This window comes from Cedecea sp. B1(4) (assembly GCF_059414925.1).
Window position 1 is genome coordinate 177916 of record NZ_JCAHMZ010000003.1, and the last position, 24091, is coordinate 202006.

A 24091-nucleotide genomic window follows, 5' to 3' on the forward strand; every position below is an offset into this window, starting at 1 on the left:
GCGATAAAGTGCTGAGAACCTGACGGCCACTTGCTGTATGGGAGCGTCAATATCGACGATGATGAAGGTTCGGTTAAGCTTCCGTTCACCGTACCTGTTTTCTCCCTCGCCCCTTTGGGGAGAGGGCCGGAGTGAGGGGCGTGGCGTAATGCCACCTGAGACATTCACATGTCCGGTAGCGGAAGATAAAACTGAACGGACCCCGATCCGCCCCAGCACAATCGCTTGTGTTTGTGTTTGTGTTTGTGTTTGTGTTTGTGACGAAGAGGCGAAACAGAAAAAAGGCCAAAAAAAAGCCCCCACGCGCTGGTGAGGGCTTCTCTATTCATCCCCTCTCCCGCATGGGGAGAGGGTCAGGGTGAGGGGAAAAACTACTCGTTAATCCTCGGATGCTGATCCACCAGCAGAGCACGCTTTGCCTGCAGAGTTTCGATTTCCTTATCCAGGTCCTCAATTTTCTGCTCGATATTGTCGTGATGCTCCTGCACGATTTCACGCGCTTCGGCAATATCAGACGCCGCAGGCGTCGCGCCTTTCAGCGGCTTATTGGCGGTCTCTTTCATGGTGATCGCGGTAATCAAGCCGATAATCGCCACCACCATCAGGTAGTAAGCCGGCATCATCAGATTTTGCGTACTTTCGACCAGCCATGCGGCAAGCGTTGGTGTCAGGCCGGCAATCAGCACCGAAATGTTAAAGGCGCTCGCCAGGGCGCTATAGCGGATGTGGGTCGGGAACATCGCCGGTAAGGTCGAGGCCATCACCCCAATAAAGAAGTTCAGCACCACCGCCAGCACCAGCAATCCGGCAAAAATCAGCCCAATGGCGCCGCTGTTAATCAGCATAAAGGCCGGGATAGCGAACGCGAACAGGCCAATACTGCCGAGGAAGACAAACGGGCGACGACCAAAACGGTCGCTCAGCAGGCCGATCATTGGCTGCACGAACAGCATCCCCACCATAATGGCGATGATGATCAGCACCCCGTGCTCTTCCGAGTAATGCAGGTTGTGGGACAGGTAGCTCGGCATGTAGGTCAGCAGCATGTAATAGGTCACGTTGGTTGAAATCACCAGACCAATACAGACCAGCAGACTGCGCCAGTGCTTAGTGGCAATCTCTTTGAACGAGACTTTTGGCCCTTCGGCCAGGCCTTCGCGGTCGCCTTGCTCCATTTTCTCAACGTGCTGCTGGAATGCCGGGGTCTCTTCCAGCGCATGGCGCAGATAAAGCCCGATGATACCTAACGGCAACGCGAGGAAGAACGGAATACGCCAGCCCCAGTCGAGGAAGTTTTCTTCGCCAACGATAGCGGTAATCAGCACAACCACGCCCGCGCCGCAGACGAACCCTGCAATCGAACCGAAGTCCAGCCAGCTGCCCATAAAGCCGCGTTTACGGTCGGGAGAGTATTCGGCCACGAAAATAGACGCCCCGGTATATTCCCCGCCGACCGAGAAGCCCTGGGCCATTTTTGCCAGCAGCAGCAGGATAGGCGCCCAGATGCCGATAGTGGCGTAGGACGGGATAAGCCCGATGGCAAATGTACTGAGTGACATGATGACAATGGTGATAGCCAGGATTTTCTGACGACCGTATTTATCCCCTAACATCCCGAAGAACAGTCCACCTAGCGGGCGAATCAGGAAAGGAACAGAGAAGGTCCCCAGCGCGGCAATCATCTGCACGCTTGGGCTGGCATCCGGGAAGAAGACTTTACCCAGCGCGTAAGCAACAAAACCGTAAACACCGAAATCAAACCATTCCATCGCGTTGCCCAGTGAAGCGGCAGTGATGGCTTTTTTCAGACGCGCATCGTCAATGATAGTGACGTCACTGACCTTGATCGGTCTGACTTTCTTTTTCCTTTTTAACATTCTTTATCCTCGTGTTTTCCTTGCGGGGGTAAAAATTCCCTCTGTAAGTGTAGTGCGCCGCGCAATAAGCGCTGGCGAAAACTGCAGCACTCAGATGAGGCGGCAATAAAGCGAAGTGAAAAGTAATAACCTATTGAAACTATGTGAAATGCAACGCTTAAACTAGTCTCATAAATTATGTGGCTAATACTTAGAACTGTGATCAATATCAAATTTTTTAACTAAAGTAAAATTTCGCTACGCCGAAATAACATGCATACCACCAAAGAATTAACATCTGGATAACCTCTCAAAGGGAGTTGCTATGTCCGCCCATGTGCCGGTCACCCAGCGTGAATACACGCTTGATGACGATACGACCCTGATGTCCACCACCGATCTGAAAAGTTACATTACGCACGCGAACGATACCTTCGTGCAGGTCAGTGGCTACTCGCTACATGAGCTAAGCGGCGCCGCGCACAACCTCGTGCGACATCCCGATATGCCCAAAGCGGCCTTTGCCGATATGTGGTTCACCCTGCAGCAGGGCGAGCCGTGGACGGGCATCGTGAAAAACCGCCGTAAAAACGGTGACCATTATTGGGTACGTGCCAATGCGGTGCCGGTGGTGCGTCACGGCAAAACCACAGGCTATATGTCTATTCGCACCAAAGCCTCGCCGGAAGAGATTGCAGCTGCGGAGCCGCTCTACAAGGCGCTGAACGAAGGCCGCAGCAACAAGACCGTTTATAAAGGCCTGGTACTGCGTAAAGGCTTGTTCGGCAAGCTGCCGACCCTGTCACTGCGCTGGCGTATTCGTGGGCTAATGAGCGGTTTGTTCGTTCTGCTGCTGGCCTCGGCGTTTGCCCTCGGGCAAAGCCCGCTCCAGATGTTAGCTATTGCGGCATTTACCGCCTTAGCTTGTGTATTACTGGAGTGGCAAATTGCTCGCCCGCTGGAAAACGTGGCTCGCCAGGCGCTGGAAGTGGCCACTGGTAACAGCCATCGCGTGAAGCATCTTCAGCGCAGCGATGAAATCGGGGTGATTTTGCGTTCCATTGGCCAGCTTGGGCTGATGTGCCGCTGGCTTATCAACGACGTCAGCAGCCAGGTGGCGAACGTGCGCAGCGGCAGCGAGGCGATGGCGAAAGGGAATGACGATCTGAATGAACGTACCCGCCAAACGGTGGTTAACGTGCAGCAAACGGTGGCGACCATGAACCAGATGGCGGCATCGGTCCAGACCAACTCGGAAACCGCTTCGGCGGCAGACAAACTTTCCAGCTCCGCCAGCGACGCGGCGGCGCAGGGCGGGCAGGCGATGGAAACCGTGGTCACCACCATGGACGACATTGCCGACAGCACCCAGCGCATCGGCTCCATCACCAGCCTGATTAACGACATCGCCTTCCAGACCAATATCCTGGCGCTTAACGCGGCGGTAGAGGCGGCTCGAGCCGGTGAGCAGGGCAAAGGGTTTGCCGTGGTGGCCGGGGAAGTGCGTAACCTGGCGCAGCGTAGCGCCAGTGCGGCCAACGATATCCGCAAGCTGATTGACGCCAGCGCCAGCAAGGTGCAGTCCGGCACGGTGCAAGTGCATGAGGCGGGGCGCACCATGCAGGATATTGTCGCTCAGGTGCAGAACGTCACTCAGCTTCTCGGGCAGATAAGCCACGCCACGTCAGAGCAGGCGGATGGCCTGGCGGACATTACCCGCGCGGTGGCAGAGCTGAACGCGATAACGCAGAAAAACGCTGCGCTGGTGGAAGAGAGCGCGCAGGTCTCGGCGATGGTGAAGCACCGCGCTACTCGCCTGCAGGATGCGGTCACGGTTCTGGGTTAAGGTGTTTCCGGCGGTTAGCCAGCGCTATCCGGCTGGCTCCGCTTATACAGGCGGCGAGGGTGACCAATCTTGCCGTACAGCATTTCGACGCTGAGAAAGCCTTTTTCCACGCAGTGTTCCAGGTAGCGGCGGGCGGTGGTTTTGCTGAGTTTGGTTTCGCTGACCACGTCGTCTACCGAGAAACAGCGCTGAGCTTCGGCTTCGCGAAACAGGCGCTGGACCAGCTCCAGCGTATTCTCCTCGATACCTTTGCTGCCCGCATCCAGCGGGGCGTTGCGCGCCTGCAGCTCATAAAGCTTATCGACGTTCTGCTGATCCACCACTTTCCATTCGCGCTGCTGCTGGCTGAACTGCACGAAGCGTTCCAGTGAGTGGCTCAGGCGCTTCCACGAGACCGGCTTGAGGATGTAGTCAAACGCGCCGCTGCGAATCGCCTGGCTGCAGGTGTCCATATCGCTGGCGGCGGTGATGAAGATCACCGAGCAGGCGTGCTGTTTTAAAAGGTCGCTGCCAAACAGCGTGATGCCTTTCCCGTCCGGCAGATAGTTATCCAGCAGGATAAGCTGCGGCTGCTTTTCCAGCATCAGGCGCTGGGCGGCTGCCAGGCTGTTGGCTATCCCCACCAGGTGCAGGTGGGGGTGCTTATCAATCAGCTCCGCGTGAAGCTCGGCCAGTTCGCTCTCATCCTCCACGATAAGCACGTTAATCATTTCATTTTGCATACTCAAAAGCCTTACGTTGGGCTGAGGTCGCTCCCCGGAACGACAACATCTGGAATAAATACTGAGAACACGGTGCCGCTCGGCAGGTTATCGGAAACCTCCACCGTGCCCTTCGCCAGCGCGACGTAGCTGGCGATAAGATGCAGGCCGAGCCCGTGGTCGCCGTGGGTTTTGGTGGTGACGCCCGGCGTGAAAATATGGTCACGCAGTTCAGGCGCAATGCCGACGCCGTGGTCGGCCACCTCGATGACCAGCTCCCGGTCGTTTATCACGATATAGACTTCCACCGGCTGGTGCTCGCCTTCGGCGCGCTGGGTGGCCTCGATGGCGTTATCCAGCAGGTTACCAATAATCGAAATCAGCTCGGATTCCGGCACGTTGCTCGGCATTCTCGTCATGCTGCAGGCCGGATCGAACGCCAGCGACACGCCTTTCTCACGCGCTCTGGCGTATTTGCCCAATAGCAGACCGCACAGCGTGGCGGAACAGAAGCGCGCGGAGACAAAATCCAGCACTTCCTGTGCGTGCTCGGACTGCGCTTTAATATAGCGTTTGGCGTCATCGTAGCGGGCCATATGCAACAGCCCGGCGAGCGTTGCCATGCGATTAAGCTGCTCGTGCCGCATGATGCGTAGGTTGTCCACGTAGCGTTTCACCTGGCTGAGCTGGAAGCTCAGGCTATCAATATCTTTGCGGTCCCGGAAGGTGATCACCCAGCCCTGCAGCACGCCCTCAAGCTCGATACGAACCCGGCTGGCAAGCACGCTGAGATCGTTAAAGGCGCAGATTTCATCGTGGGTATCTCGCGCCAGCATGACTTCGGGATCGAAGAACGTCACCGGCAGGATCACCTCGGCAATCTGCTTGCCGCGGATCTCGCGTGAAGGCTGTTCCAGGCCCAGCAGTTTCTTCGCCGCCTTGTTGATCACCTCGATCTGCGAGCGGCTGTCGATGGCGATCACGCCTTCGTAGATCGACTCCATCATCGCTTTTTGCTGGCGCACCAGCAGGCTGATCTGCCGCGGCTCCAGCGAGAACATCTGCCTTTTGATACTGCGGGTGAAGTACCAGGAAAAGATAAACAGCGCCAGCAGCAAAATGATCGCCGCCAGCAGGATGTTGATCACCTTGCCGGACGTGACGTCATCGAGGTAGCTCTTCAGGTAGCCCACCGACACAATGCCAATCACCTTGCCGTGCTGGTCGAAGATTGGGGCTTTGCTGCGCAGCGACAGGCCGAGGCCGCCTTTGCGCAGCGTGGTGATGCTTTTGCCCTGCAGCACTTCCTCGTTATCGCCGCCGACCAGCGTTTTGCCCACGCGGTCGGCATGCACGGAATGATAGAGATGAATGCCGTGCTCGTCGCCGATGACGATAAAGCTGGCATCGCTATGCACGACCAGCTTTTGCATAAAGTTGTGTATTGCCGGAATATCTTTTTTTTCCACCGACTCCTGCAGGGTAGGAATTAAGGCAATCTCTTCCGCCTGAATTCTCGCCCGGGTGCTCATTTCCTGATAAAGCTGGCGGCCAACGTCGAAATAGTAATAGGTTCCGAGCATGGCAAAGAGCACGGAAAAAAAGGCAACCAGGTAGATAAACAAGCGTATCTGAAAGGAAACTTTCATAGGCCAGGCGTGTATTCAGTGAGGCAAAACGGCAGCTTAACACCGATGCCCCGCTGGCTGCGCGGCTTTGAACGAAAGTTTGAACGACCTCACGCAACGGCACTTTTCGTTAATTTCAGCCAATTTTTTTGCACTCTCTTAAGGTTTGTCTAAGCCGGGAATAAAAACCATAAAAACCACGAAGAAATAAAAACCATTAACGCCATAGATGCCTTTAAATTAACGGTTTTAATCTGCTACCCCTCACATTACAGGGGTATTTAATCTTTTAGTCTGCCCCGACAAATTAAAAAAAGGGGCTTGATATGAGCACGACCGATGATTCCTACAACATCATTCCTGAATCCATTGATATTAATAAGCCGACGCTTAAAGAGCGCTGGTGGCATATTCTCGACAGCTGGAAAGTGGGGATTATCCCGCTGCCGCTGTTTGTGCTGGCAGGGGCGCTGATCGCCATCGACTGCCTCGGCGGTAAACTGCCGAGCGATATCGTGGTGATGGTGGCGACGCTGGCCTTCTTCGGCTTTGCCTGCGGCGAATTTGGTAAACGCCTGCCGGTGATCGGCAAAATGGGTGCCGCCGCCATCTGCGCCACCTTCATCCCTTCCGCGCTGGTGTACTATGGCCTGCTGCCGGACGTGGTGGTGGAGTCCACCACCAAATTCTATAAATCCACCAACATCCTTTACCTCTACATCTGCTGCATCATCGTCGGCAGCATCATGAGCATGAACCGCACCACGTTGATTCAGGGCTTCCTGCGTATTTTCTTCCCGATGCTGTGTGGCGAAGTCGTGGGCATGATTGTTGGCATGGGCGTTGGCCTGGCGCTGGGCCTTGAGCCGTTCCAGATCTTCTTCTTCCTGATCCTGCCGATCATGGCCGGGGGCGTTGGGGAAGGGGCGATCCCGCTTTCCATCGGCTACGCCACGCTGCTGCATATGGATCAGGGCGTGGCGCTGGGCCGCATTCTGCCTATCGTGATGCTGGGCAGCCTGACGGCGATCGTTATCTCCGGCTGCCTGAATCAGCTGGGAAAACGCTTCCCGCACCTGACCGGCGAAGGTGAACTGATGCCGGGTAAAACCAACGGCGGTGAAAAAGAGCAAACCGCCGCCCTGTTCAACGGCAAAGCAGACGTGACCACTATCGCTTCCGGCGCGCTGCTGGCGGTGCTGCTCTACATGGTGGGTATGCTGCTGCACAAACTGATTGGCCTGCCGGCTCCGGTCGGGATGCTGTTTGTCGCGGTGCTGATCAAGCTTTGCCACGGCGTTTCCCCACGCATGCTGGCGGGCTCGCAGGTGGTTTATAAATTCTTCCAGACTGCCGTGACCTATCCAATTCTGTTTGCCGTGGGCGTCGCCATTACGCCTTGGAATGAGCTGGTTGACGCTTTCACTATTACCAACCTGCTGGTCATCGTCAGTACCGTCAGCGCGCTGGTGGCGACCGGTTTCTTCGTCGGTAAAAAAATCGGTATGCATCCTATCGACGTGGCCATTGTGTCCTGTTGCCAGAGCGGGCAGGGCGGGACCGGCGACGTCGCCATTCTGACCGCCGGTAACCGCATGTCGCTGATGCCGTTCGCCCAGATTGCAACCCGCATTGGCGGGGCGATCAACGTCTCGGTGGCGCTGCTGGTGCTTGGCAACTTTCTTGTCTGACTTTTGATTAACCAGGAACTGTTATGAAACTCGCAAGTTATGTACTTCAGGGCCAGCGGAGCTACGGCGTGGTAACGCCGGAAGGCATCGTTGACCTGGGCCGCCGTTTAGGCTCGCGTTTTGCGGATTTAAAGGCTTTGCTGGCGGCAGACGCGGTGCATGAAGCGCTGGCGTTTGCCGGGCTGAAGGCCGATGTGGCGGCGTCAGACGTTCGCTGGCTGCCGGTCATCGAACGCCCGGAGAAAATTCTGTGCGTCGGCATGAACTACGCTGACAAGCGCAAAGAGTTCGACCAGCACAACCCGGCTCCAACCCTGTTTGTGCGCTTTGCCGACTCCCAGACCGGGCATGACTCCCCGGTGGTGAAACCGCATCACTCCAGCGAGTTCGACTATGAAGGCGAGTTGGCGGTGATCATCGGCAAAGGCGGAGTGAACATTTCTGCGGCGGATGCCCTGAACCACGTCGCGGGCTACAGCTGCTATATGGACGGGTCGGCGCGCGACTGGCAGCACACCTGGTTTACCGCCGGGAAAAACTGGCCGCAGACCGGGGCTTTTGGCCCGTGGATGACCACGTCGGATGAAATTCGCGATCCGCACGATCTGGCGATCCGCACCTGGCTGAATGGGCGCATGGTACAGGAAGACAACACCAGCAGCATGATCCACAAGGTTGCCGAGCTTATCGAATACATCTCGACTTTTACCTCGCTCAGCGCGGGGGACGTGATCATCACCGGTTCTCCCGGTGGCGTCGGCAAAAAGCGCACGCCGCCGCTGTTTATGCAGCCGGGCGACCGCATTGAAGTTGAAATTGAGCGCATTGGCCATCTCAGCAACGTGATCGTTGCGGCCCGCGAGCCTCTGGCTTCCGGGGCGGTGGCGCACTAACGCTATGTTCCAGCCCAACCCCATCGAGTTCAGTACCGTCGATCCGCTGCGGCAGCCGCAGGCGCTGGCCGCCATCCGGGATCTGCTGGGGCGGAACCAGCTCGGGCTGGACGGCGACATTCAGCTGTTCGTCGTCGCCCTTTCAGGGGCAAAAATTGTCGGCTGTGCCGGGCTGGCGTGGCGCACCATCAAATGTGTGGCGGTGGATGAAGCCTGGCGTGGGGATAACCTTAGCGTGCGTTTGCTGGGGGAAATCCAGCATATCGCGATGGAGCACGGGCAGGCGCATTTGTTCCTGTTCACCCGCCCCTACAACCTCGACCGGTTTCGCCAGAGCGGCTTTTGGCCGCTAGTGCAGGTGGATGAGGCTGCGGTGTTGATGGAAAACACGCCCGTCGGCATCAGCCGCTACTGCGCCGGGTTGGAGAAACTGCGGCAACCGGGCAACCGGATCGGCGCCATTGTGATGAACGCTAACCCGTTCACTCTCGGCCACCGCTATCTGGCCGAGCAGGCGGCGCAGCGCTGCGACTGGCTGCATCTGTTTGTGGTGCGCGAGGACGCTTCATTTTTTCCGTTCGAGGAGCGGTGGGAGATGGTTCGCCAGGGAGTGGACCACTTGCCTAACGTGATTGTGCATCCGGGGTCCGACTACCTGATCTCCCGCGCCACCTTTCCGGGCTATTTCCTGAAAGAGAGCGGGCTTATCGACAAAACCTGGAGCGCAATGGACCTGATGATTTTCCGTTACTACGTTGCCCCGGCGCTGGGCGTGACGCACCGCTTTGTCGGCAACGAGCCGTTCTGCGCGGTGACCCGGGAATACAACCAGGCCATGCGCTACTGGCTGGAAGTGCACCGCCACCACAGCGCGGCGTCGATTCAGGTGATCGAGCTGCCGCGAAAATGCCATGCCGCCGGACGAGAGATTTCCGCCTCTGAAGTGCGAGCCTTACTCAAGAGCCAGCAAATGGCCCGCATCCGGGACATTGTCCCGGACAGTACCTTTAGCCATCTCCAGCGGCACTACGCGCGGGATGTGGCCTGAATTTTTTAACCAGGACAAAGCCTTATGAGAATCGTAAAGCAAGCCTTAGCCGGGACGCTGGAGTCCAGCGATCTACTGGTGAGAGTCGCCCCCGCCGAAGGTGAGTTCAGCCTGATGATACACAGCGAAGTACAAAAGCAGTTCGGGGAGCAAATTCGTCGTATGGCGGAGCAGACGCTCGCTCAGCTCGGCGTGAAAGAGGGGATTTTTATTCTGGAAGACAAGGGGGCACTGGACTGCGTGATCCGCGCCCGTTTGCAAAGCGCGGTGCTCCGTGCCGCCGATGCCGAACAGATTGACTGGGGAAAACTACAATGAAAAAACTCCGTCGCAGCATGTTGTTCCTCCCCGGCGCTAACGCCGCCATGCTCTCCACCGCTTTTATTTACCGCCCGGATTCGATCATGTTCGACCTGGAAGACGCCGTGGCGCTGCGTGAGAAAGACACCGCCCGCGTGCTGGTGTTTCACGCTCTGCAGCACCCGATGTACCGCTACATCGAAACCGTGGTTCGTATTAACCCGCTTAACACCCCGTTTGGCCTGGCCGATCTCGAGGCCGTCGTGCGCGCCGGAGTGGACGTGGTGCGCCTGCCAAAAACCGACACGCCGGAAGATATCTTCCTGCTGGAATCTCACCTCGAGCGCATTGAGCGTGAGTGTGGCCGAGAGCCGGGCTCCACCAAACTGATGGCAGCGATTGAATCCGCCGTCGGCGTGATCAACGCCGTCGCCATCGCACGTTCTTCCCCGCGTCTGATTGGTATTGCGCTGGCGGCGTTTGATTACGTGATGGATATGCAAACCGAGCGTGGCGACGGCACGGAGCTGTTCTATGCCCGCTGCGCGGTGCTGCATGCCGCGCGCGCCGCCGGGATTGACGCGTTCGACGTGGTTTGGTCTGACGTGAATAACGAGGCCGGGTTCCTGCGAGAAGTCGAGCTAATCCGCAAAATGGGCTTCAACGGTAAATCGCTGATCAACCCCCGGCAGATTGAGCTGCTGCATAACGCCTACGCGCCAACTCAGGACGAAGTCGATTATGCCCGCCGGGTGATTGCCGCCGCCGACGAAGGGGAGCGCAACGGCCTGGGCGTAGTGTCGCTCAACGGCAAGATGATCGACGCGCCAATCATTAACCATGCGCAGGTGGTGCTTGAGCGCGCCGCGGCTTCCGGCGTGCGCCGTTAAGGACAAAACAATGAGCAATATGACCGAACTTTTACACCTTGAGTATCCGCATCTGGCCCATCTGCGAAGCTTCGACGGGGCGCATCAAACCACGCCGTGGCTGGCGGATGCCGAAGCGAAGAAAGCCCGTAAGCTTTGCGACACGGTGGAGCAGGCGATTGCCCAAAGCGGGCTGAAGGACGGCATGACCATCTCCTTCCACCATGCTTTCCGGGAAGGCGATCGGGTGATTAATCACGTGGTTGCCACGCTGGCTCGCCTTGGATTTAAAGATCTGACGCTGGCCTCTAGTTCGCTGATGACCTGCAACGAAGCGCTGATTGAGCCCATTCGTAACGGCGTGATCACCCGCATTTACACCTCCGGGATGCGCGGCAAGCTGGCGGAAGCGATCTCTCATGGCCTGATGGCCGAGCCGGTACAAATCCACTCCCACGGCGGGCGCGTGAAGCTGCTGCAGGACGGCGAGCTAAAAATCGACGTGGCATTTCTCGGCGTGCCGTGCAGCGACGAATACGGCAATGCCAACGGCACCCACGGGAAATCCTGCTGCGGCTCGCTGGGCTACGCCAAAGTAGACGCCCATTTTGCCCGCAAAGTCGTGCTGTTAACCGAAGAGCTGGTGCCGTTCCCCAATATGCCCGCGAGCCTGATGCAGGATGAGGTGGACTACATCGTTCAGGTCGACACCGTGGGCGATCCGGCCAAAATCAGCGTCGGGGCAGCACGTGTCACCAGCAATCCCCGCGAGCTGATGATTGCCCGCACCGCAGCGGAAGTGATTGAACATTCGGGCTACTTCCGCTCCGGCTTCTCCATGCAGACCGGCTCCGGCGCGGCGGCTACAGCCTGCACGCGCTTTATGGAAGAAAAAATGGAGCGTAATGGCGTCGTCGCTCGCTTTGCCCTCGGGGGGATCACCGGCAGCCTGGTGGATCTCCATGAGAAAGGATTGATCGAAAAACTGCTCGATACCCAGTGCTTTGACGGCCAGGCCGCCGCCTCTCTGGCGCGTAACCCGAACCACGTTGAGATCTCCACCAACGTTTATGCCAACCCCGGAGCGAAGGCCACGAGCTGTGATCGGCTTGATGTGGTGATCCTCAGCGCGTTGGAGATCGATATCGACTTTAACGTCAATGTGATCACCGGATCTGACGGTGTTATGCGCGGCGCATCCGGGGGGCACTGCGACGTGGCGAGCGCGGCAAACCTGACTATCGTGGTTGCTCCGCTGCTGCGCACGCGCATTCCTACCGTTGTTAAACGGGTGACCACGCGCGTTACGCCAGGTGAAAGCATTGATGTGCTGGTGACGGATCACGGCGTGGCGGTTAATCCGGCCCGGCCGGAGATCCGTGAACGGCTTGAGGGCGCGGGGATGAAGATCGTGAGCATAGAAGATCTTTACCAGCGCGCTATTTCCCTGACCGGCGAGCCGAAGCCGATCGAATTTACGTCGCGTATCGTCGGCGTAATCCGCTACCGCGACGGCAGCGTGATCGACGTGGTGCGCCAGGTCAAAGAGGAGTCAGCCCAATGAGTGAAACGCTTGTGGAAGCGGAGGGCATTATCCTTGCAGCCCTGCTTGAGGCGAAAGAGCGGCGGGCGCACCGACAGCAAGAGTGGCTGGTTAAGCATCGGCAGCCGGTGCTTTCCCTGACGCTGGTGACGCCCGGCCCGGTAAAGGACAGCATTCGCTACCGCAACTGCATGGCGGTAGCGCTGCAGGCCTGCGACCAGCTGCTGTGGGGCAACCGCTGGCCGGTGCTCGAGCGGCAGGTACTGTGGCTGCCGACCGGGGCCGAAGCGATGTGGAGCGTGGCGCATTCGGCCAGCGAACTTAAGGCGGCAACTGTCGAGCTGGAGCAAACCCATCCGCTCGGCAGGCTGTGGGATGCGGATGTGATTTGCCCCGACAATGGCCCGGTCGGGCGGACTTCGCTGGATTTGGCGGGCCGGCGCTGCCTGGTGTGCAACGAGCCCGCGCATGCCTGTGCACGCTCCCGCCGCCACCCCATGGATGAAGTGACCGCGCGCGTCGAGAGGCTGATAGATGGCTGGTTTGCCAGGGATTAAATCCAGGACTGCCGCCGCCCCGGATGTGCCAGCCCTGGCGCGGCAGGCGCTGCTGGACGAGGTGTGGCTAACGCCAAAGCCGGGGCTGGTGGATGCCGCCAACAACGGCTCGCACCGGGACATGGATCTGCCGATGTTTCTCGGCAGCATTGCGGCCATTGGCCCCTGGTTCAGCACGTTCCACGCTTTAGGGCGTGAACATGCCGGGCGAGGTGCCAGTGAGATGCTGCGGCTCATCCGTCCGGCGGGCATCGCCTGCGAACAGGCGATGTATCAGGCCACTCAGGGCGTGAATACGCACAAAGGTGGCGTGTTTTCGCTGGGGCTGCTTTCTACCGCCGCTGGCCGTCTGCAGGGGCAGGGCAAAGCGCTAACTGCATCGTCGGTGTGTTCCACCGTGAGCGAGATCTGCAGCGGGATTGTGGAAAGAGAACTGGTCGCGGCCCGGAAGGCTTCTTCCGTTGGCGAAAGGCTTTATCAGCAGTTTGGCCTGACCGGCGCACGCGGCGAGGCGGAAAGCGGATTCCTTACTGTGCGCCAGCATGTGCTGCCTTACTGGCAGACGGAAAGCTGCCCGAAGCGCCGCCTGCTTTCGGCGATGTTGCGCCTGATGGCTGCTAACCCAGACACCAATCTTGTGTCGCGCGGCGGGCTAAACGGACTGCGCTATGTGCAGCGTTACGCTGCGCGCCTGATTCAGCAAGGCTGGCACGAGGACGATCTTCGGCAAATGGATGCCGATCTTATTGCCCGCAACCTCAGTCCCGGCGGGAGCGCGGATCTGCTGGCCGTCAGCGCTGTTTTAGCGGAAATTGCGGCGTGAAGGCAATGCAGCACGAATTTCATGCTAATTAGGCCCGTTTTTGTCTAGTCTGAGGTTTTCACTCTTGATAATAAAAGGAGTACCTCATGGCTCAGACCGCAGAGAAAAACCGTCGCTTTGTGCTGGCGAAGCGCCCGCAGGGAATGCCGACCCGCGAAGATATCCATCTGGAAGAAGTGGCTGTTCCGACGCCGGGGAAAGGTGAAGTGCTGCTACGCACGCTTTTCCTCTCCCTCGACCCGTATATGCGCGGGCGCATGAGCGACGCCAAATCCTACTCGGCGCCGATTGCCATCGGTGAAGTTATCGTGGGGGGAACCGTCAGCCGCGTGGAAAGCTCTCAGCATCCTGATTACCAGCCGGGCGACCTGGTACTGGCCGACTCTGGCTGGCAGGATTATTCACTTTCCAACGGGGAAGGCCTGCAGAAGCTGGAGAAAAACATGTCTCACCCTTCCTGGGCGCTGGGGCTGCTTGGGATGCCGGGCTTTACCGGCTATATGGGTCTGACAGACATCGGTAACCCGCAGCCGGGTGAAACCGTGGTGGTTGCGGCAGCCAGCGGCGCGGTGGGTTCGGTTGTGGGGCAAACGGCTCGCCTGCGCGGGGCGAGAGTTATCGGTATTGCCGGCGGGGAAGATAAGTGCCGCTATGTGAATGACACGCTGAAGTTTGATGAGTGCCTCGATCACCGTGCCAGTGATTTCGCTGAACAGCTCGCCAAAGCCTGCCCGAACAGCATCGACGTCTACTTTGAAAACGTAGGCGGGGCGGTGTTTGACGCCGTCTTCCCGCTGCTGAATACCAAAGCGCGTATCCCTGTTTGTGGCGTGATCAGCCAATATAATGGCAACAACAGCGCCTTTGAGCACGATCGTCTGCCGGAGCTAATGGCGACTATCCTGAAAAAACGTATGCGCGTGGAAGGATTTATCATCAGCCAGGATTACGGGCATCGTTACCCGGAATTCTACAAGCAGATGAGCGAGTGGATCGCCGCCGGAGAGATTGCGTTCCGCGAGGATATCGTGGACGGACTGGAAAACACCGTGGAGGCGTTCCAGGGGCTGCTGGCCGGGAAGAACTTCGGCAAGCTGATTGTGAAGGTGGCGGAATAAGATTGACCCTCACCCCGGGCCTCTCCCTGGATGGGAGAGGGGGGAATCAAGCGTTCTTTGTATGAATTCCCTCTCCCCCGTGGGGAGAGGGTTAGGGTGAGGGGAAGCCACGCTCCCTTAAATGAGAATTTTTTTTATTTCCCTGCTGTACTTGCTAAATGACGGCGGACGTGAGAGATTAGCACCCGGTTTGGAACACAGACCTTATGAAAGCAGTTTTAGTAAAGCAGTCCTCAGTTCAAGCGCTATCTTAGATATCCCTTCTTCTCGAGTCTCCTCCTAAGTGCCCGAATAAGTCCAACTCTGCTGAACAGACCATGTTCGCCGCGTTTAGTGGCTCAAGAAACTGAAAAGGTAATATCTATGTCTAACAAAATGACTGGTTTAGTAAAATGGTTCAACGCTGAGAAAGGTTTCGGCTTCATCTCTCCTACCGATGGCAGCAAAGATGTATTCGTACACTTCTCTGCAATCCAGAGCGACAGCTTCAAAACCCTCGACGAAGGTCAGAAAGTTGAGTTCTCTATCGAGAACGGCGCTAAAGGCCCAGCTGCTGCTAACGTTGTTGCGCTGTAATCCAGCCTGACGTTTCAGAAGTGAAGAAACCCGCTACGGCGGGTTTTTTTGTGCCCGCAGTTTGTAGATGTCCAATATCTTTTGCCCTCTCCTGCCCAATGTTGTGTGTTAAATTGTGATTTTGGTTAACCAATTATCCCTTCCTGATTGACATGCTTGCCGAATTGGCTGAACTTAGACGCTATATCATGCACCTAAAGAGGTGCTTAATCATTGGTGTTTACTGGTCAACCAATTTGAGTTGTGAGGGGATATTATGAAGCAAACCTGGCGCTGGTATGGTCCAAACGATCCGGTTAGTCTGGCCGACGCCCGGCAGGCGGGGGCGACAGGGATCGTCACCGCGCTGCACCATATTCCGAACGGTGAAGTCTGGCCGGTCGAAGAAATACTGAAACGCAAAGCTATGGTGGAGGCCGCCGGGCTGGTCTGGTCGGTAGTGGAAAGCGTGCCTATCCACGAAGAGATCAAAACCCATCGCGGGCAGTACGATTTGTGGATCGACAATTACTGCCAAAGTCTGCGTAACCTGGCGGAATGCGGCATCTACACCGTGTGCTATAACTTTATGCCGGTGCTGGACTGGACGCGCACCGATCTCGAATACCCACTGCCGGACGGCTCCAAAGCGCTGCGCTTTGATCAAATCGAATTCGCCGCGTTTGAGCTGCATATTCTGAAGCGCAAAGGGGCTGAAGCTGACTACAGCGCGGAAGAAATCGAACAGGCAAATCGACGCTTCGCGGAAATGCGAGAGGATGAAAAGGCGCGGCTGACCCGCAACATCATCGCTGGCCTGCCCGGCGCGGAAGAGGGCTACACGCTCGATCGGTTCCGCGCCCAGTTGGACACTTACAAAGATATCGACAAAGCGAAGCTGCGCGAAAACTTTGCCTACTTCCTTGAGGCCATTATTCCCGTTGCGGAGCAGGTTGGCATCAAAATGGCGGTTCACCCGGACGATCCTCCGCGTCCCATCCTTGGCCTGCCGCGCATTGTTTCAACTGTGGAGGATATGCAGTGGATGGTGGATGCGGTGAACAGTCCGGCGAATGGCTTTACGATGTGCACCGGCTCTTACGGCGTGCGGGCCGATAACGACCTGGTCGGCATGATTAAACGCTTTGGGCCTCGTATCTACTTCACGCACCTGCGCTCAACGCTGCGGGAAGAAAACCCTAAAACCTTCCACGAGGCCGCACACCTTTATGGTGACGTGGACATGTATGAAGTGGTGAAAGCCATTGTGGAAGAGGAGCAGCGCCGGAAAGAAGCAGGGCAAAGTGAACTGATTCCGATGCGCCCGGATCACGGCCATCAAATGCTGGATGACCTGAATAAAAAGGTGAATCCAGGCTATTCGGCGATTGGCCGTCTGAAAGGGCTGGCAGAAGTGCGTGGCGTTGAGATGGCCATCCAGCGCGCGTTCTTTGGTAAATAGCCCTCGTCGGGTCAGGGAATGGGTCAACCAGTTATGCTATAGTCCGGCTCATTCCCTACCTGCCGTGAGTAAAGATGAAACCGCAAATTCAGGACAAACCTGCCGCGCAGCCGCAGCGGCCTTATCAGGAAGTTGGCGTGATGCTGCGCGACATGATTGCGCGGCAGCAATATGCCCTGGGGGATCGTCTTCCGCCCGAGCGTGAAATCGCGGCGCTGCTGTCGGTGAGCCGGACCGTGGTGCGCGAAGCGCTGATCATGCTGGAGATTGAAGGGCTGGTGGAAGTCCGCCGTGGGGCGGGTATTTTTGTGGTTGCCATGCCGGATAAACTCGCTAACCCTCCAGTTAGTACAAGCCAGTGCAACGATGCCGGGCCGTTTGAGCTATTGCAGGCGCGCCAGCTGCTGGAAAGCAATATCGCGGAGTTTGCCGCCCAGCAGGCCACACGGGAAGATATTCTGAAAATGCGCCAGGCCTTGCAGATAGAAGAACAGGAACTGGCTGCCGGGGATAACGAAAGCGGCGACAGGCAGTTCCATCTTGCCGTGGCCGAGGCCACCCACAACAGCATGCTGGTGGAGTTGTTTAAACAATCCTGGCAGTGGCGTGAAAACAACCCGATGTGGATCCAGCTGCACAGCCATCTGGAGAATAATCACTATCGGCAAGAGTGGCTCGCCGACCATAAGCAAATCCTTGCGGCGCTGATCAAAAAAGACGCCAAAGCGGCCAAACATGCGATGTGGCAGCATCTGGAAAACGTCAAAAACCGGCTGCTGGAGCTGTCTGACGTCGATGATATTAACTTCGACGGTTATTTGTTCGAGTCCTGGCCGCTGAACGAGCCCGGGCGTTAATTCTCAATAAGGCCAGCTAATTAGCTGGCCTTTTCTGATCTGTTTATCTCACCTGTATATGCTCAGGCGCTTAAACCCTTCACTGTAAATGGCCGCGAAAGCGGCCTTATTTCACACGAGTTGCCGCTGGAGCTGCTCCCCGCTTTGCTGTAAATCCGGCTGCGGGTTGCGGCCTATCAGCACATATTCATACCCCTTACTGCGCCACCAGACGAGGTTAAGGCCACGGCGAACTTCGTGTTTCAGCGTAGGGCTGTCGGCTGCCTTGCTGCGGGAAATACACAGCGCCATCGGCCCGTAGCTGGCGTGCAGGTAGGCCATCTGCGCGATAGAGGTGCTGTCGTAGCGCAGCATCCTCACGCTTTTTAGCTCGGCTTCCGGCAGCTCAACTTCACCTTGCTGAAGCCTGAGGCCGATATCTTGCTGCATACGGTTCAGGCCGTTTTGCAGCGCCTGAGGCGTGACGTTGATGTCCGCCAGCGTTTCGGCGCTGTAGAGCGACATGTACTGCGCAATCAGGTCGCGAATTTCTGGCTCGCCGCTAAGTTTTTGCTCGCCGGGGCGAATAAAGCGCCCGGCCAGTACGCCGACGGCGAGGAAGCTGAGGGAGGCGGCGATCAGGCTGCGGCGGCTAACGCCTTGTGTTTGCGGCTTCATGTTCACCGGCTGATGCAGCAGCACGTTGAGTTTGGCCTGCATTCTATCGACTGGCGCTTCTTCCAAAAGTGGGGCAAAAGCCTGTTCCAGCGGCAGATGGCTTTGCATGAGCGGCTCAACGCGGGCGGCCAGATCGTCATCGTTATTCAACTGCTGCTCAAAGGCGTGGCGTTCATCCTCGCGCATTTCGCCGTCCAGCCAGGCCACGATAGCCTCATCGCTCCACGGAGCGGAGAAGGATTGACGCGTCATTTGAGCTCCTTCTTCATCGTCGGCATCAGGTGCCTGGCCAGCGTCAGGCGCGCGGCGGCCAGGCGGCTCATCACGGTGCCGATGGGAATGGCCAGCGTGTCGGCCGCTTCCTGATAGGTAAAGCCTTCGACATAAACTAAAAACACGGTATTGCGCTGGGCTTCAGGTAGCTCGCTAACCTGCTGCAACAGCGCGTGATACTGATGCTTGTCTTCGGTATTTTCGCTGTCTGCCAGTTGGCTCAGTTCGTCGCTGTCGACAAAGCCCTGGCCCTGGCGAACGCGCAGGGCGCGAATTTCGTTGATCCAGATAGAGTACAAAATCGCAAACAGCCAGCGGTCTATCCGCGTCCCTGACTGAAACTGACTGCAGCGCTCTAAAGCGCGCACGCAGGTGGACTGAACCAAATCTTCAGCCACATCACGATTGCGGGACAGCACCATGCCGTAACGCCAGAGGCGGGCAAGGTGCTGGGCCAGCTGTAAACGAACTTCGTTGACGGTGATTTTTATGCCCTCAGCCTTAGGACTCCGGGTGCCCGTCAATGGCGGCTTTTAAATCGCGATACTCCTCGCAGCCGGTTCCGCAGAGCGTTTTAATGGTCGCTAACTGGGCTTTCGCCAGGTCAGGGCGGCCCTTAATCATCCACGCTTCGCCAAGATATTCGCGCACTTTGGCATAGTGCGGATCCAGGGCGATGGAACGCTGATAATAGCCGATTCCTTCGTCGGTGCGCCCCAATTTTCTTGTGGCGTAGCCCCGGTAGTTCCAGGCTTCACGCGTGTTGGGCTGCTGCAGGGTATCCAGCAGATTTAACGCCTCCTGATACCGGCCTGATTTTGCCAGATGGTAAGCATATTGCGTCTTGTCGCTGTCGCTTAACATGCTGCTTTTTTCCACGGTACAGGTTTTGGTTTTGCTGTCGTACACCTGGCCTGTCGGGCAGTCCGGCGTTTTGGAATCATCGTCGCCCATGGCGCTGGCGGCGGCGGAATAGAAAAGCCCGCTGGCAACCAGGCACAGTAAAGGCAGCAGTTTACGAGTTGAAGGCATGTTCATGGTGTCGTCCTGTAGGTTAGCGAGAGTTGCCTTTGCAGGCGGGGAGCATGCGGCGCAGCGTGCCGTCACGCAGAACATAATGATGAAGCAGGGCGGCGGCGGCATGCGCCCCTGCCAGCAGGATCAGCGCCCAGGCCACATTGTTGTGCAGAATCGCCAGGGTATGGCGCAGCGTCGGATCGATGTTAAACACGTCCGGGACTTCAAAGAGGTTGAAGAACCAGAATGGTTCGCCCTGCGCCCAGCGGAACAGGAAGCCGAGCGTGGCCTGGGTTAGCAGCAGGATGTAAAGCACGCCGTGGGTGGCATGAGCGGCGATGCGAAACGCGCCTGGCATCGGCACTTTCTCCAGCTTTCGCGACGGCGAAAAAGCGGCGCTGATGCGCCAGATTAGCCGGACGACCATCACCGCCCCAAGCAAAATGCCGAACGAAATGTGTAGCGATTGCAGGCCCTTGCGCAGGGGCGTGCCGCGCTCAAGGACTTCCCAGACGTGCGCGCTGGCAAACAGAAATATCACGCAGAAGGCGGTGACCCAGTGGAGGGCCATGCTAAAGGCGTCGTAGCGCTTGCGAGGTAGCGTAGCTTCGGGGGGCAGGTAACTCATGATTGTCTCTTCCTCAGGTTCTTGTAAGGAGTAAACAATCGGGGAGGGGAAATTATTCGGTGAAAACGAAAAAAAAGTCAGGCGCTCCGCAGAGGCCTGACTTGATAAGAGCTGGAGGGCAGCTTAAAGGGCTTTTTCCCACACGGACTGCGGCAGTAAATAAACCGCTTTTTCAGCGTGCTGGCCATCGGTCACGATGTGTTTGATGCCGCTTGCCATCACTGCCAGCGTCACGTCGAAGGCGTTCAGGCTGTCGCCGAAGCCGGCGGTCAGGTTCAGCATTGAGCCGTTCGCCATCAGGTAAACTGTTTTGCCGTTAAGCTGGTACGCGTTGATAAACGGCATCACTTCTTCGGTCGGATATTGCTGCAGATAGCCGCAGTCGATCTCTTCCGCAACGTGGCCCACGTTCAGCACAAACACGCCGTCTTTGGCTTTATCCAGTACCGCTGCGCTGACGACTTTTTTCGCGCCGGTGGCGGTGGCGACAACGTCTGTGGTGGCAATCACGTCATGAATATCAACCACGTGCCAGCCGTCATAGGCGGCCTGCAGGCGGCGGGCCGGATCTAACTCGGCAACCATCACCTGGCCTCCGTAGGCTTTGGCGGCGGCGGCAACGCCCTGGCCCACCAGGCCATAGCCAATCACCAGCACTTTCTTTTCGTGCAGGGTGAGGTGGGTGGTCTGGAAGAAGGTTTGCCAGGCGGTGAGGCCAACCATGTGGCGGTTATGCAGGCCTTCTTTTACCGGCAGATCGTCCCAGTTAAAGATCGGGTAGCCAGGGCGGAGATCCGCGAGGCGGTTGACCCCGGAGCCGGTTGCTTCCAGGCAGGCAACCACGTCGCCAAATTCGCCACGCTGATGCAGCAGCGTGGTGATGTCAGCGCCCATTTCGCACAGATGTGTTGGGCGCCAGGCGATGGCTTTTTCCCACGAGTCGCGCCAGTCGGCGTCATTCATATTGCGCCATGCGCTGGCTTCCGCCCCGGCGGCGACCAGGTAAGCGACAACGTCATCCTGTACGGTGGTTGGGTTGCAGGTGGTGAGGAAGACTTTGGCATTTTTCTTCAGCAGGCCTTCAACCAGCGGGATCATTTTCAGGTCGAGATGCATATTGCAAGCGATGCGAACGTGGCTTAAGTCGGGCAGCGCCTGAACCTGTTTGAGGGTGCGAACCATGTGGCGGGTAGACCACGCAATCTCTTTGTTAAACATCTCGTTCTGGGTGCTCACGTCTTTTCCTTATTAATTGTTTTTACTGGTTTTTATAGAATATATCATCACGTTAACGGACGTCAGAATAGCAAAACAATGGCCGGTTGTTAATCGCTGAACCCGGCGCGGCAGGCGTGACGTCTGCTTACCAATGTTTTGTTTTTTTCCTCGGTTTCTTCTCTATAGTAAAAGCTTCATTCCCTGATAAAAACGAGAAAAACATGATCAAAAAAGCGCTTGTTGTGTTGCTGAGCAGTGCCTTATTGACCCCGATGATAGCGAATGCCGACAGCACGATAGTCTTCCTGCGCCACGGTGAGAAACCGGCTAACAATAGCGGGCAGCTCACCTGCAAAGGGCTGAATCGCGCGCTGCAATTGCCGTCGGTTCTGCTGAGCCAGTACGGCAAACCGGATGCCATCTACGCCGCCGCGCCGAAAGAGAACAAAACCGGCAGCTCTCTGCGCCCGTTAACCACCATCACGCCGACCGCGATCCGCCTTTCTCAGGCCATCGACCTGCATTACCACGCGGAGCAGACGGGCGAGCTGGCAGATGATTTACTGAAAACTCAAAGCAGCGGCCGCCTGACTTTTGTCTCGTGGGAGCACAAAAACCTGGTGATAGCGGCGCAAAAGCTGGTGAAGGCAACCGGCGGCGACCCAACCGTGGTGCCAAAATGGCCGGGTAGCGATTTTGATTCGCTGTACATCATCAAACTGGACGATCAAAAGCGGTTTAAATCTTTCACCCACGGGGCTGAAGGGCTGAATAACGTGCCGGACAGCTGCGCGGGCGCGAGCTGAGCGAAAAGAAAAACCCGTCTGGAAGACGGGTTTTTTATGCACTTAGCAAAAGAGGATTACCACCATACTTCAGCCTGAACGCCAGCCATAAACTCGTTCTTGCTGTTTTCGTTAAAGCGGAAGTTTGACAGCTCGTTGTCCAGAATATTCAGGTATGTGCCGTAGAAACGAATTTCAGGACGCGAGCCGAGCAGGCTTGGGCCAACCTTCAGAGCGTGATAGAGCGTGGTTTTGTAACCCGACTCTTTCAGGTTTACGCCCTGTTCGGTTTTGTTTTTCTGGGTAAACCAGCTCAGCTCCAGGCCGGTCTGGTTCCAGGTATCCCAAATCCACGCCGGGCGAATCACGGCCCGAATGCTGCTGAAGTCGCTGTGGGCGCCGCTCTCATAGCTATAAACATCGCTACCCTGGGAGTAAACCAGCGCGTTAGCCATGATGATCCTGTCCGCGAGGTACATTTCCCCCTGCGAAATCAGACGCCAGGCCACGCCGTCCGTCTGGTCGCCGTAGTAATATCGGCCCGGTGCCATGGAGTTGCTGGCTCCCGAGAAGTTCGCGAAGCTGCTGGCATAAGAGTTATTGGCCACCTGCAGGGTGAACTCGTTGAAGGTGTCGCGGGGCAGATCCTGGCGCACAATGGCCGTCGCCATCCAGGTATCTTTCAGTTTAAAGAAGGAGCCGTTATTTTCGTTGTCCTTCTGGTCGTCAGTTTTATTAGCAAAGGCGTATTTGCCCATCAGCGACAGCGAACCTTTTTCCCACAGCGGAATGTTGCGGTAGCGCAGGTCAACCGAGTTGGTGTTCATCTGCGTGGTGTGGCTGAAGTCGCGGGAATAAACGTCGACGTCGTTGCGGCTGAGGGAGGCGTCAAGCTGGCCGACGCCCAGGTTCCAGTTTTGGATCCCGATGGCCGCCGCCACCTGGGTGGTTAATGATTTCCAGTCGAGCATCTGGATTTCGTACTCAGGCAGCTTGTGCTTCCCGACCCAGAAGTCTGCTTCCGGTGCAAACGGCAGGAAGCCTCTGGTGGTCAGGAAAATATCACTGAACTGCATGATGTTTTCGTTGCCGTTGTTGTCGCCAAACCAGGCGTCGTTATACTGCTCCCCGACGTTACCGTCGTAGGTCACGATGGCGTTGGCGGTTTTGCCGTCCTGGTTGTAGACGCGCTGGTTCAGCGTTAAGTCGAACCAGCCGCTCATTTCGTTACCGAAACGACCCAGCGACCCGGCGGCGTAGGTTTGAGCCGACCCGCGATTGGCCGCTGCCCAGCCGGAACGGAAATAACCTTCGTAGCTAAAGCCAATATCATCTTTAATGTATTTGCTGATGTCTTTCAGGGTAACGTTTTCTACGGTAGTCTTGCCGCCCTCGTTATTGACCACGGCCACTTTTTGCGTGCCTTTCACCGGCGTTGGTGCCGGCTTAGTATCGAGATGATTATTTTCATTCTCGATGTTGTCGGCTACCGGAGAATAAACCGTCTGATTGACCGGTGCCGGGCCAGACTGCTCGTTGTTACCGGCTGGCTGCAGTTGGGCGACCTTGTCTTTATATATGGCCAACTCTTTCTGTGTTTTATTTAATTCTGATTTGTTTTCTGATAATTGCCTTTCAAGTAATTCCAGACGCTGCTCGACCGTTAATTTGGCTGCCATTACGTGGGTTGAGGATAACGCCAGAAGGATGGATGAAGACAATAAGCTAACCTTCAATAAACTTGAATTCATAGAATGTCCCAGAAG

General features: G+C 57.0%; 23 protein-coding genes. 14 read left to right on the top strand and 9 right to left on the bottom strand.

Annotated features, from left to right (window positions below; genetic code table 11):
• Positions 1–371: 371 nt before the first annotated feature.
• A complete protein-coding gene (gene proP, locus ACR6JA_RS08340; RefSeq protein WP_008460508.1) occupies positions 372–1877 on the bottom strand; it encodes a glycine betaine/L-proline transporter ProP in 1506 nt (501 codons plus the stop codon).
• Positions 1878–2181: 304 nt separating this feature from the next.
• Between proP and ACR6JA_RS08345 the strand changes: the two genes are divergently transcribed.
• On the top strand, positions 2182–3702 hold the full coding sequence (locus ACR6JA_RS08345) for a methyl-accepting chemotaxis protein (RefSeq protein WP_494493872.1): 1521 nt from the start codon (positions 2182–2184) through the stop codon (positions 3700–3702).
• Positions 3703–3716: 14 nt separating this feature from the next.
• Here the strand turns inward: ACR6JA_RS08345 and ACR6JA_RS08350 are convergent, their stop codons facing one another.
• Positions 3717–4424, bottom strand: a complete 708-nt coding sequence (locus ACR6JA_RS08350) for a response regulator (RefSeq protein WP_008460511.1) — start codon at positions 4422–4424, stop codon at positions 3717–3719.
• 11 nt (positions 4425–4435) lie between these two features.
• Positions 4436–6052, bottom strand: coding sequence for an ATP-binding protein (locus ACR6JA_RS08355; protein ID WP_494493873.1), 1617 nt, complete (start codon positions 6050–6052; stop codon positions 4436–4438).
• Positions 6053–6357: 305 nt separating this feature from the next.
• On the opposite strand from ACR6JA_RS08355, the gene ACR6JA_RS08360 reads away from it, so the two are divergent.
• From ACR6JA_RS08360 to uxuR, 12 genes are all read left to right on the top strand, one after another.
• Entirely contained in the window at positions 6358–7722 is a 1365-nt protein-coding gene (locus ACR6JA_RS08360; RefSeq protein WP_008460515.1) for a 2-hydroxycarboxylate transporter family protein, read from the top strand.
• 23 nt (positions 7723–7745) lie between these two features.
• Positions 7746–8615, top strand: coding sequence for a fumarylacetoacetate hydrolase family protein (locus ACR6JA_RS08365; RefSeq protein ID WP_008460517.1), 870 nt, complete (start codon positions 7746–7748; stop codon positions 8613–8615).
• A 4-nt stretch (positions 8616–8619) separates the two neighbouring features.
• Positions 8620–9663 carry a [citrate (pro-3S)-lyase] ligase gene (gene citC / locus ACR6JA_RS08370; protein WP_494493874.1) on the top strand — a complete coding sequence of 348 codons (1044 nt, stop codon included), beginning with the start codon at positions 8620–8622 and terminating at the stop codon, positions 9661–9663.
• A gap of 24 nt (positions 9664–9687) precedes the next feature.
• A complete protein-coding gene (citD, locus tag ACR6JA_RS08375) occupies positions 9688–9981 on the top strand; it encodes a citrate lyase acyl carrier protein (protein ID WP_312745611.1) in 294 nt (97 codons plus the stop codon).
• Positions 9978–10853, top strand: a complete 876-nt coding sequence (gene citE, locus ACR6JA_RS08380; RefSeq protein ID WP_494493875.1) for a citrate (pro-3S)-lyase subunit beta — start codon at positions 9978–9980, stop codon at positions 10851–10853. Before citD ends, citE begins: the two co-directional genes overlap by 4 nt.
• 10 nt (positions 10854–10863) lie before the next feature.
• On the top strand, positions 10864–12396 hold the full coding sequence (gene citF / locus ACR6JA_RS08385; protein WP_494493876.1) for a citrate lyase subunit alpha: 1533 nt from the start codon (positions 10864–10866) through the stop codon (positions 12394–12396).
• Positions 12393–12932 carry a citrate lyase holo-[acyl-carrier protein] synthase gene (gene citX / locus ACR6JA_RS08390; protein ID WP_213714630.1) on the top strand — a complete coding sequence of 180 codons (540 nt, stop codon included), beginning with the start codon at positions 12393–12395 and terminating at the stop codon, positions 12930–12932. The genes citF and citX overlap by 4 nt, the downstream gene beginning before the upstream one ends.
• On the top strand, positions 12910–13755 hold the full coding sequence (gene citG / locus ACR6JA_RS08395; protein WP_494493877.1) for a triphosphoribosyl-dephospho-CoA synthase CitG: 846 nt from the start codon (positions 12910–12912) through the stop codon (positions 13753–13755). Before citX ends, citG begins: the two co-directional genes overlap by 23 nt.
• A gap of 86 nt (positions 13756–13841) precedes the next feature.
• Positions 13842–14873: an NADPH-dependent curcumin/dihydrocurcumin reductase gene (gene curA / locus ACR6JA_RS08400; protein ID WP_494493878.1), complete on the top strand. Its 1032-nt coding sequence runs from the start codon at positions 13842–13844 to the stop codon at positions 14871–14873.
• Positions 14874–15236: 363 nt separating this feature from the next.
• On the top strand, positions 15237–15449 hold the full coding sequence (gene cspE, locus ACR6JA_RS08405) for a transcription antiterminator/RNA stability regulator CspE (RefSeq protein WP_008459989.1): 213 nt from the start codon (positions 15237–15239) through the stop codon (positions 15447–15449).
• Positions 15450–15705: 256 nt separating this feature from the next.
• Positions 15706–16890, top strand: coding sequence for a mannonate dehydratase (gene uxuA / locus ACR6JA_RS08410; protein ID WP_494493879.1), 1185 nt, complete (start codon positions 15706–15708; stop codon positions 16888–16890).
• A 74-nt stretch (positions 16891–16964) separates the two neighbouring features.
• The gene (gene uxuR, locus ACR6JA_RS08415) at positions 16965–17747 is read left to right on the top strand and encodes a Uxu operon transcriptional regulator (RefSeq protein WP_213714621.1); all 783 of its coding nucleotides are present in this window, start codon (positions 16965–16967) and stop codon (positions 17745–17747) included.
• Between the two features lie 111 nt (positions 17748–17858).
• On the opposite strand, the gene ACR6JA_RS08420 is transcribed toward uxuR, so the two are convergent.
• The 5 genes from ACR6JA_RS08420 to ACR6JA_RS08440 form a co-directional block, all read right to left on the bottom strand.
• A complete protein-coding gene (locus ACR6JA_RS08420) occupies positions 17859–18656 on the bottom strand; it encodes an anti-sigma factor family protein (RefSeq protein ID WP_494493880.1) in 798 nt (265 codons plus the stop codon).
• A complete protein-coding gene (locus ACR6JA_RS08425; protein ID WP_494493881.1) occupies positions 18653–19201 on the bottom strand; it encodes an RNA polymerase sigma factor in 549 nt (182 codons plus the stop codon). Before ACR6JA_RS08425 ends, ACR6JA_RS08420 begins: the two co-directional genes overlap by 4 nt.
• Entirely contained in the window at positions 19179–19715 is a 537-nt protein-coding gene (locus ACR6JA_RS08430) for a tetratricopeptide repeat protein (protein WP_494493882.1), read from the bottom strand. The genes ACR6JA_RS08425 and ACR6JA_RS08430 overlap by 23 nt, the downstream gene beginning before the upstream one ends.
• Before the next feature lie 16 nt (positions 19716–19731).
• On the bottom strand, positions 19732–20322 hold the full coding sequence (locus ACR6JA_RS08435; RefSeq protein ID WP_213714615.1) for a cytochrome b: 591 nt from the start codon (positions 20320–20322) through the stop codon (positions 19732–19734).
• 123 nt (positions 20323–20445) lie between these two features.
• The gene (locus ACR6JA_RS08440) at positions 20446–21540 is read right to left on the bottom strand and encodes an adenosylhomocysteinase (protein WP_494493962.1); all 1095 of its coding nucleotides are present in this window, start codon (positions 21538–21540) and stop codon (positions 20446–20448) included.
• Positions 21541–21761: 221 nt separating this feature from the next.
• Here ACR6JA_RS08440 and ACR6JA_RS08445 point away from each other — a divergent pair, with 221 nt between their 5' ends.
• Positions 21762–22346, top strand: coding sequence for a histidine phosphatase family protein (locus ACR6JA_RS08445; RefSeq protein ID WP_213714613.1), 585 nt, complete (start codon positions 21762–21764; stop codon positions 22344–22346).
• 56 nt (positions 22347–22402) lie between these two features.
• Here the strand turns inward: ACR6JA_RS08445 and ACR6JA_RS08450 are convergent, their stop codons facing one another.
• Positions 22403–24076, bottom strand: a complete 1674-nt coding sequence (locus ACR6JA_RS08450) for a carbohydrate porin (RefSeq protein ID WP_494493883.1) — start codon at positions 24074–24076, stop codon at positions 22403–22405.
• Positions 24077–24091: the final 15 nt, after the last annotated feature.

Bases quoted from the DNA above. Each gene is read 5' to 3' on its own strand.
- ACR6JA_RS08350 (WP_008460511.1), bottom strand. From the start codon at position 4,424: ATGCAAAATGAAATGATTAACGTGCTTATCGTGGAGGATGAGAGCGAA.
- citF (WP_494493876.1), top strand. From the start codon at position 10,864: ATGAGCAATATGACCGAACTTTTACACCTTGAGTATCCGCATCTGGCC.
- citD (WP_312745611.1), top strand. From the start codon at position 9,688: ATGAGAATCGTAAAGCAAGCCTTAGCCGGGACGCTGGAGTCCAGCGAT.
- ACR6JA_RS08355 (WP_494493873.1), bottom strand. From the start codon at position 6,052: ATGAAAGTTTCCTTTCAGATACGCTTGTTTATCTACCTGGTTGCCTTT.
- ACR6JA_RS08345 (WP_494493872.1), top strand. From the start codon at position 2,182: ATGTCCGCCCATGTGCCGGTCACCCAGCGTGAATACACGCTTGATGAC.
- ACR6JA_RS08435 (WP_213714615.1), bottom strand. From the start codon at position 20,322: ATGAGTTACCTGCCCCCCGAAGCTACGCTACCTCGCAAGCGCTACGAC.
- citE (WP_494493875.1), top strand. From the start codon at position 9,978: ATGAAAAAACTCCGTCGCAGCATGTTGTTCCTCCCCGGCGCTAACGCC.
- uxuA (WP_494493879.1), top strand. From the start codon at position 15,706: ATGAAGCAAACCTGGCGCTGGTATGGTCCAAACGATCCGGTTAGTCTG.
- uxuR (WP_213714621.1), top strand. From the start codon at position 16,965: ATGAAACCGCAAATTCAGGACAAACCTGCCGCGCAGCCGCAGCGGCCT.
- proP (WP_008460508.1), bottom strand. From the start codon at position 1,877: ATGTTAAAAAGGAAAAAGAAAGTCAGACCGATCAAGGTCAGTGACGTC.
- citG (WP_494493877.1), top strand. From the start codon at position 12,910: ATGGCTGGTTTGCCAGGGATTAAATCCAGGACTGCCGCCGCCCCGGAT.
- ACR6JA_RS08445 (WP_213714613.1), top strand. From the start codon at position 21,762: ATGATCAAAAAAGCGCTTGTTGTGTTGCTGAGCAGTGCCTTATTGACC.
- ACR6JA_RS08365 (WP_008460517.1), top strand. From the start codon at position 7,746: ATGAAACTCGCAAGTTATGTACTTCAGGGCCAGCGGAGCTACGGCGTG.
- ACR6JA_RS08450 (WP_494493883.1), bottom strand. From the start codon at position 24,076: ATGAATTCAAGTTTATTGAAGGTTAGCTTATTGTCTTCATCCATCCTT.
- curA (WP_494493878.1), top strand. From the start codon at position 13,842: ATGGCTCAGACCGCAGAGAAAAACCGTCGCTTTGTGCTGGCGAAGCGC.
- ACR6JA_RS08360 (WP_008460515.1), top strand. From the start codon at position 6,358: ATGAGCACGACCGATGATTCCTACAACATCATTCCTGAATCCATTGAT.
- ACR6JA_RS08440 (WP_494493962.1), bottom strand. From the start codon at position 21,540: ATGTTTAACAAAGAGATTGCGTGGTCTACCCGCCACATGGTTCGCACC.
- citC (WP_494493874.1), top strand. From the start codon at position 8,620: ATGTTCCAGCCCAACCCCATCGAGTTCAGTACCGTCGATCCGCTGCGG.
- cspE (WP_008459989.1), top strand. From the start codon at position 15,237: ATGTCTAACAAAATGACTGGTTTAGTAAAATGGTTCAACGCTGAGAAA.
- ACR6JA_RS08420 (WP_494493880.1), bottom strand. From the start codon at position 18,656: ATGACGCGTCAATCCTTCTCCGCTCCGTGGAGCGATGAGGCTATCGTG.
- ACR6JA_RS08430 (WP_494493882.1), bottom strand. From the start codon at position 19,715: ATGAACATGCCTTCAACTCGTAAACTGCTGCCTTTACTGTGCCTGGTT.
- citX (WP_213714630.1), top strand. From the start codon at position 12,393: ATGAGTGAAACGCTTGTGGAAGCGGAGGGCATTATCCTTGCAGCCCTG.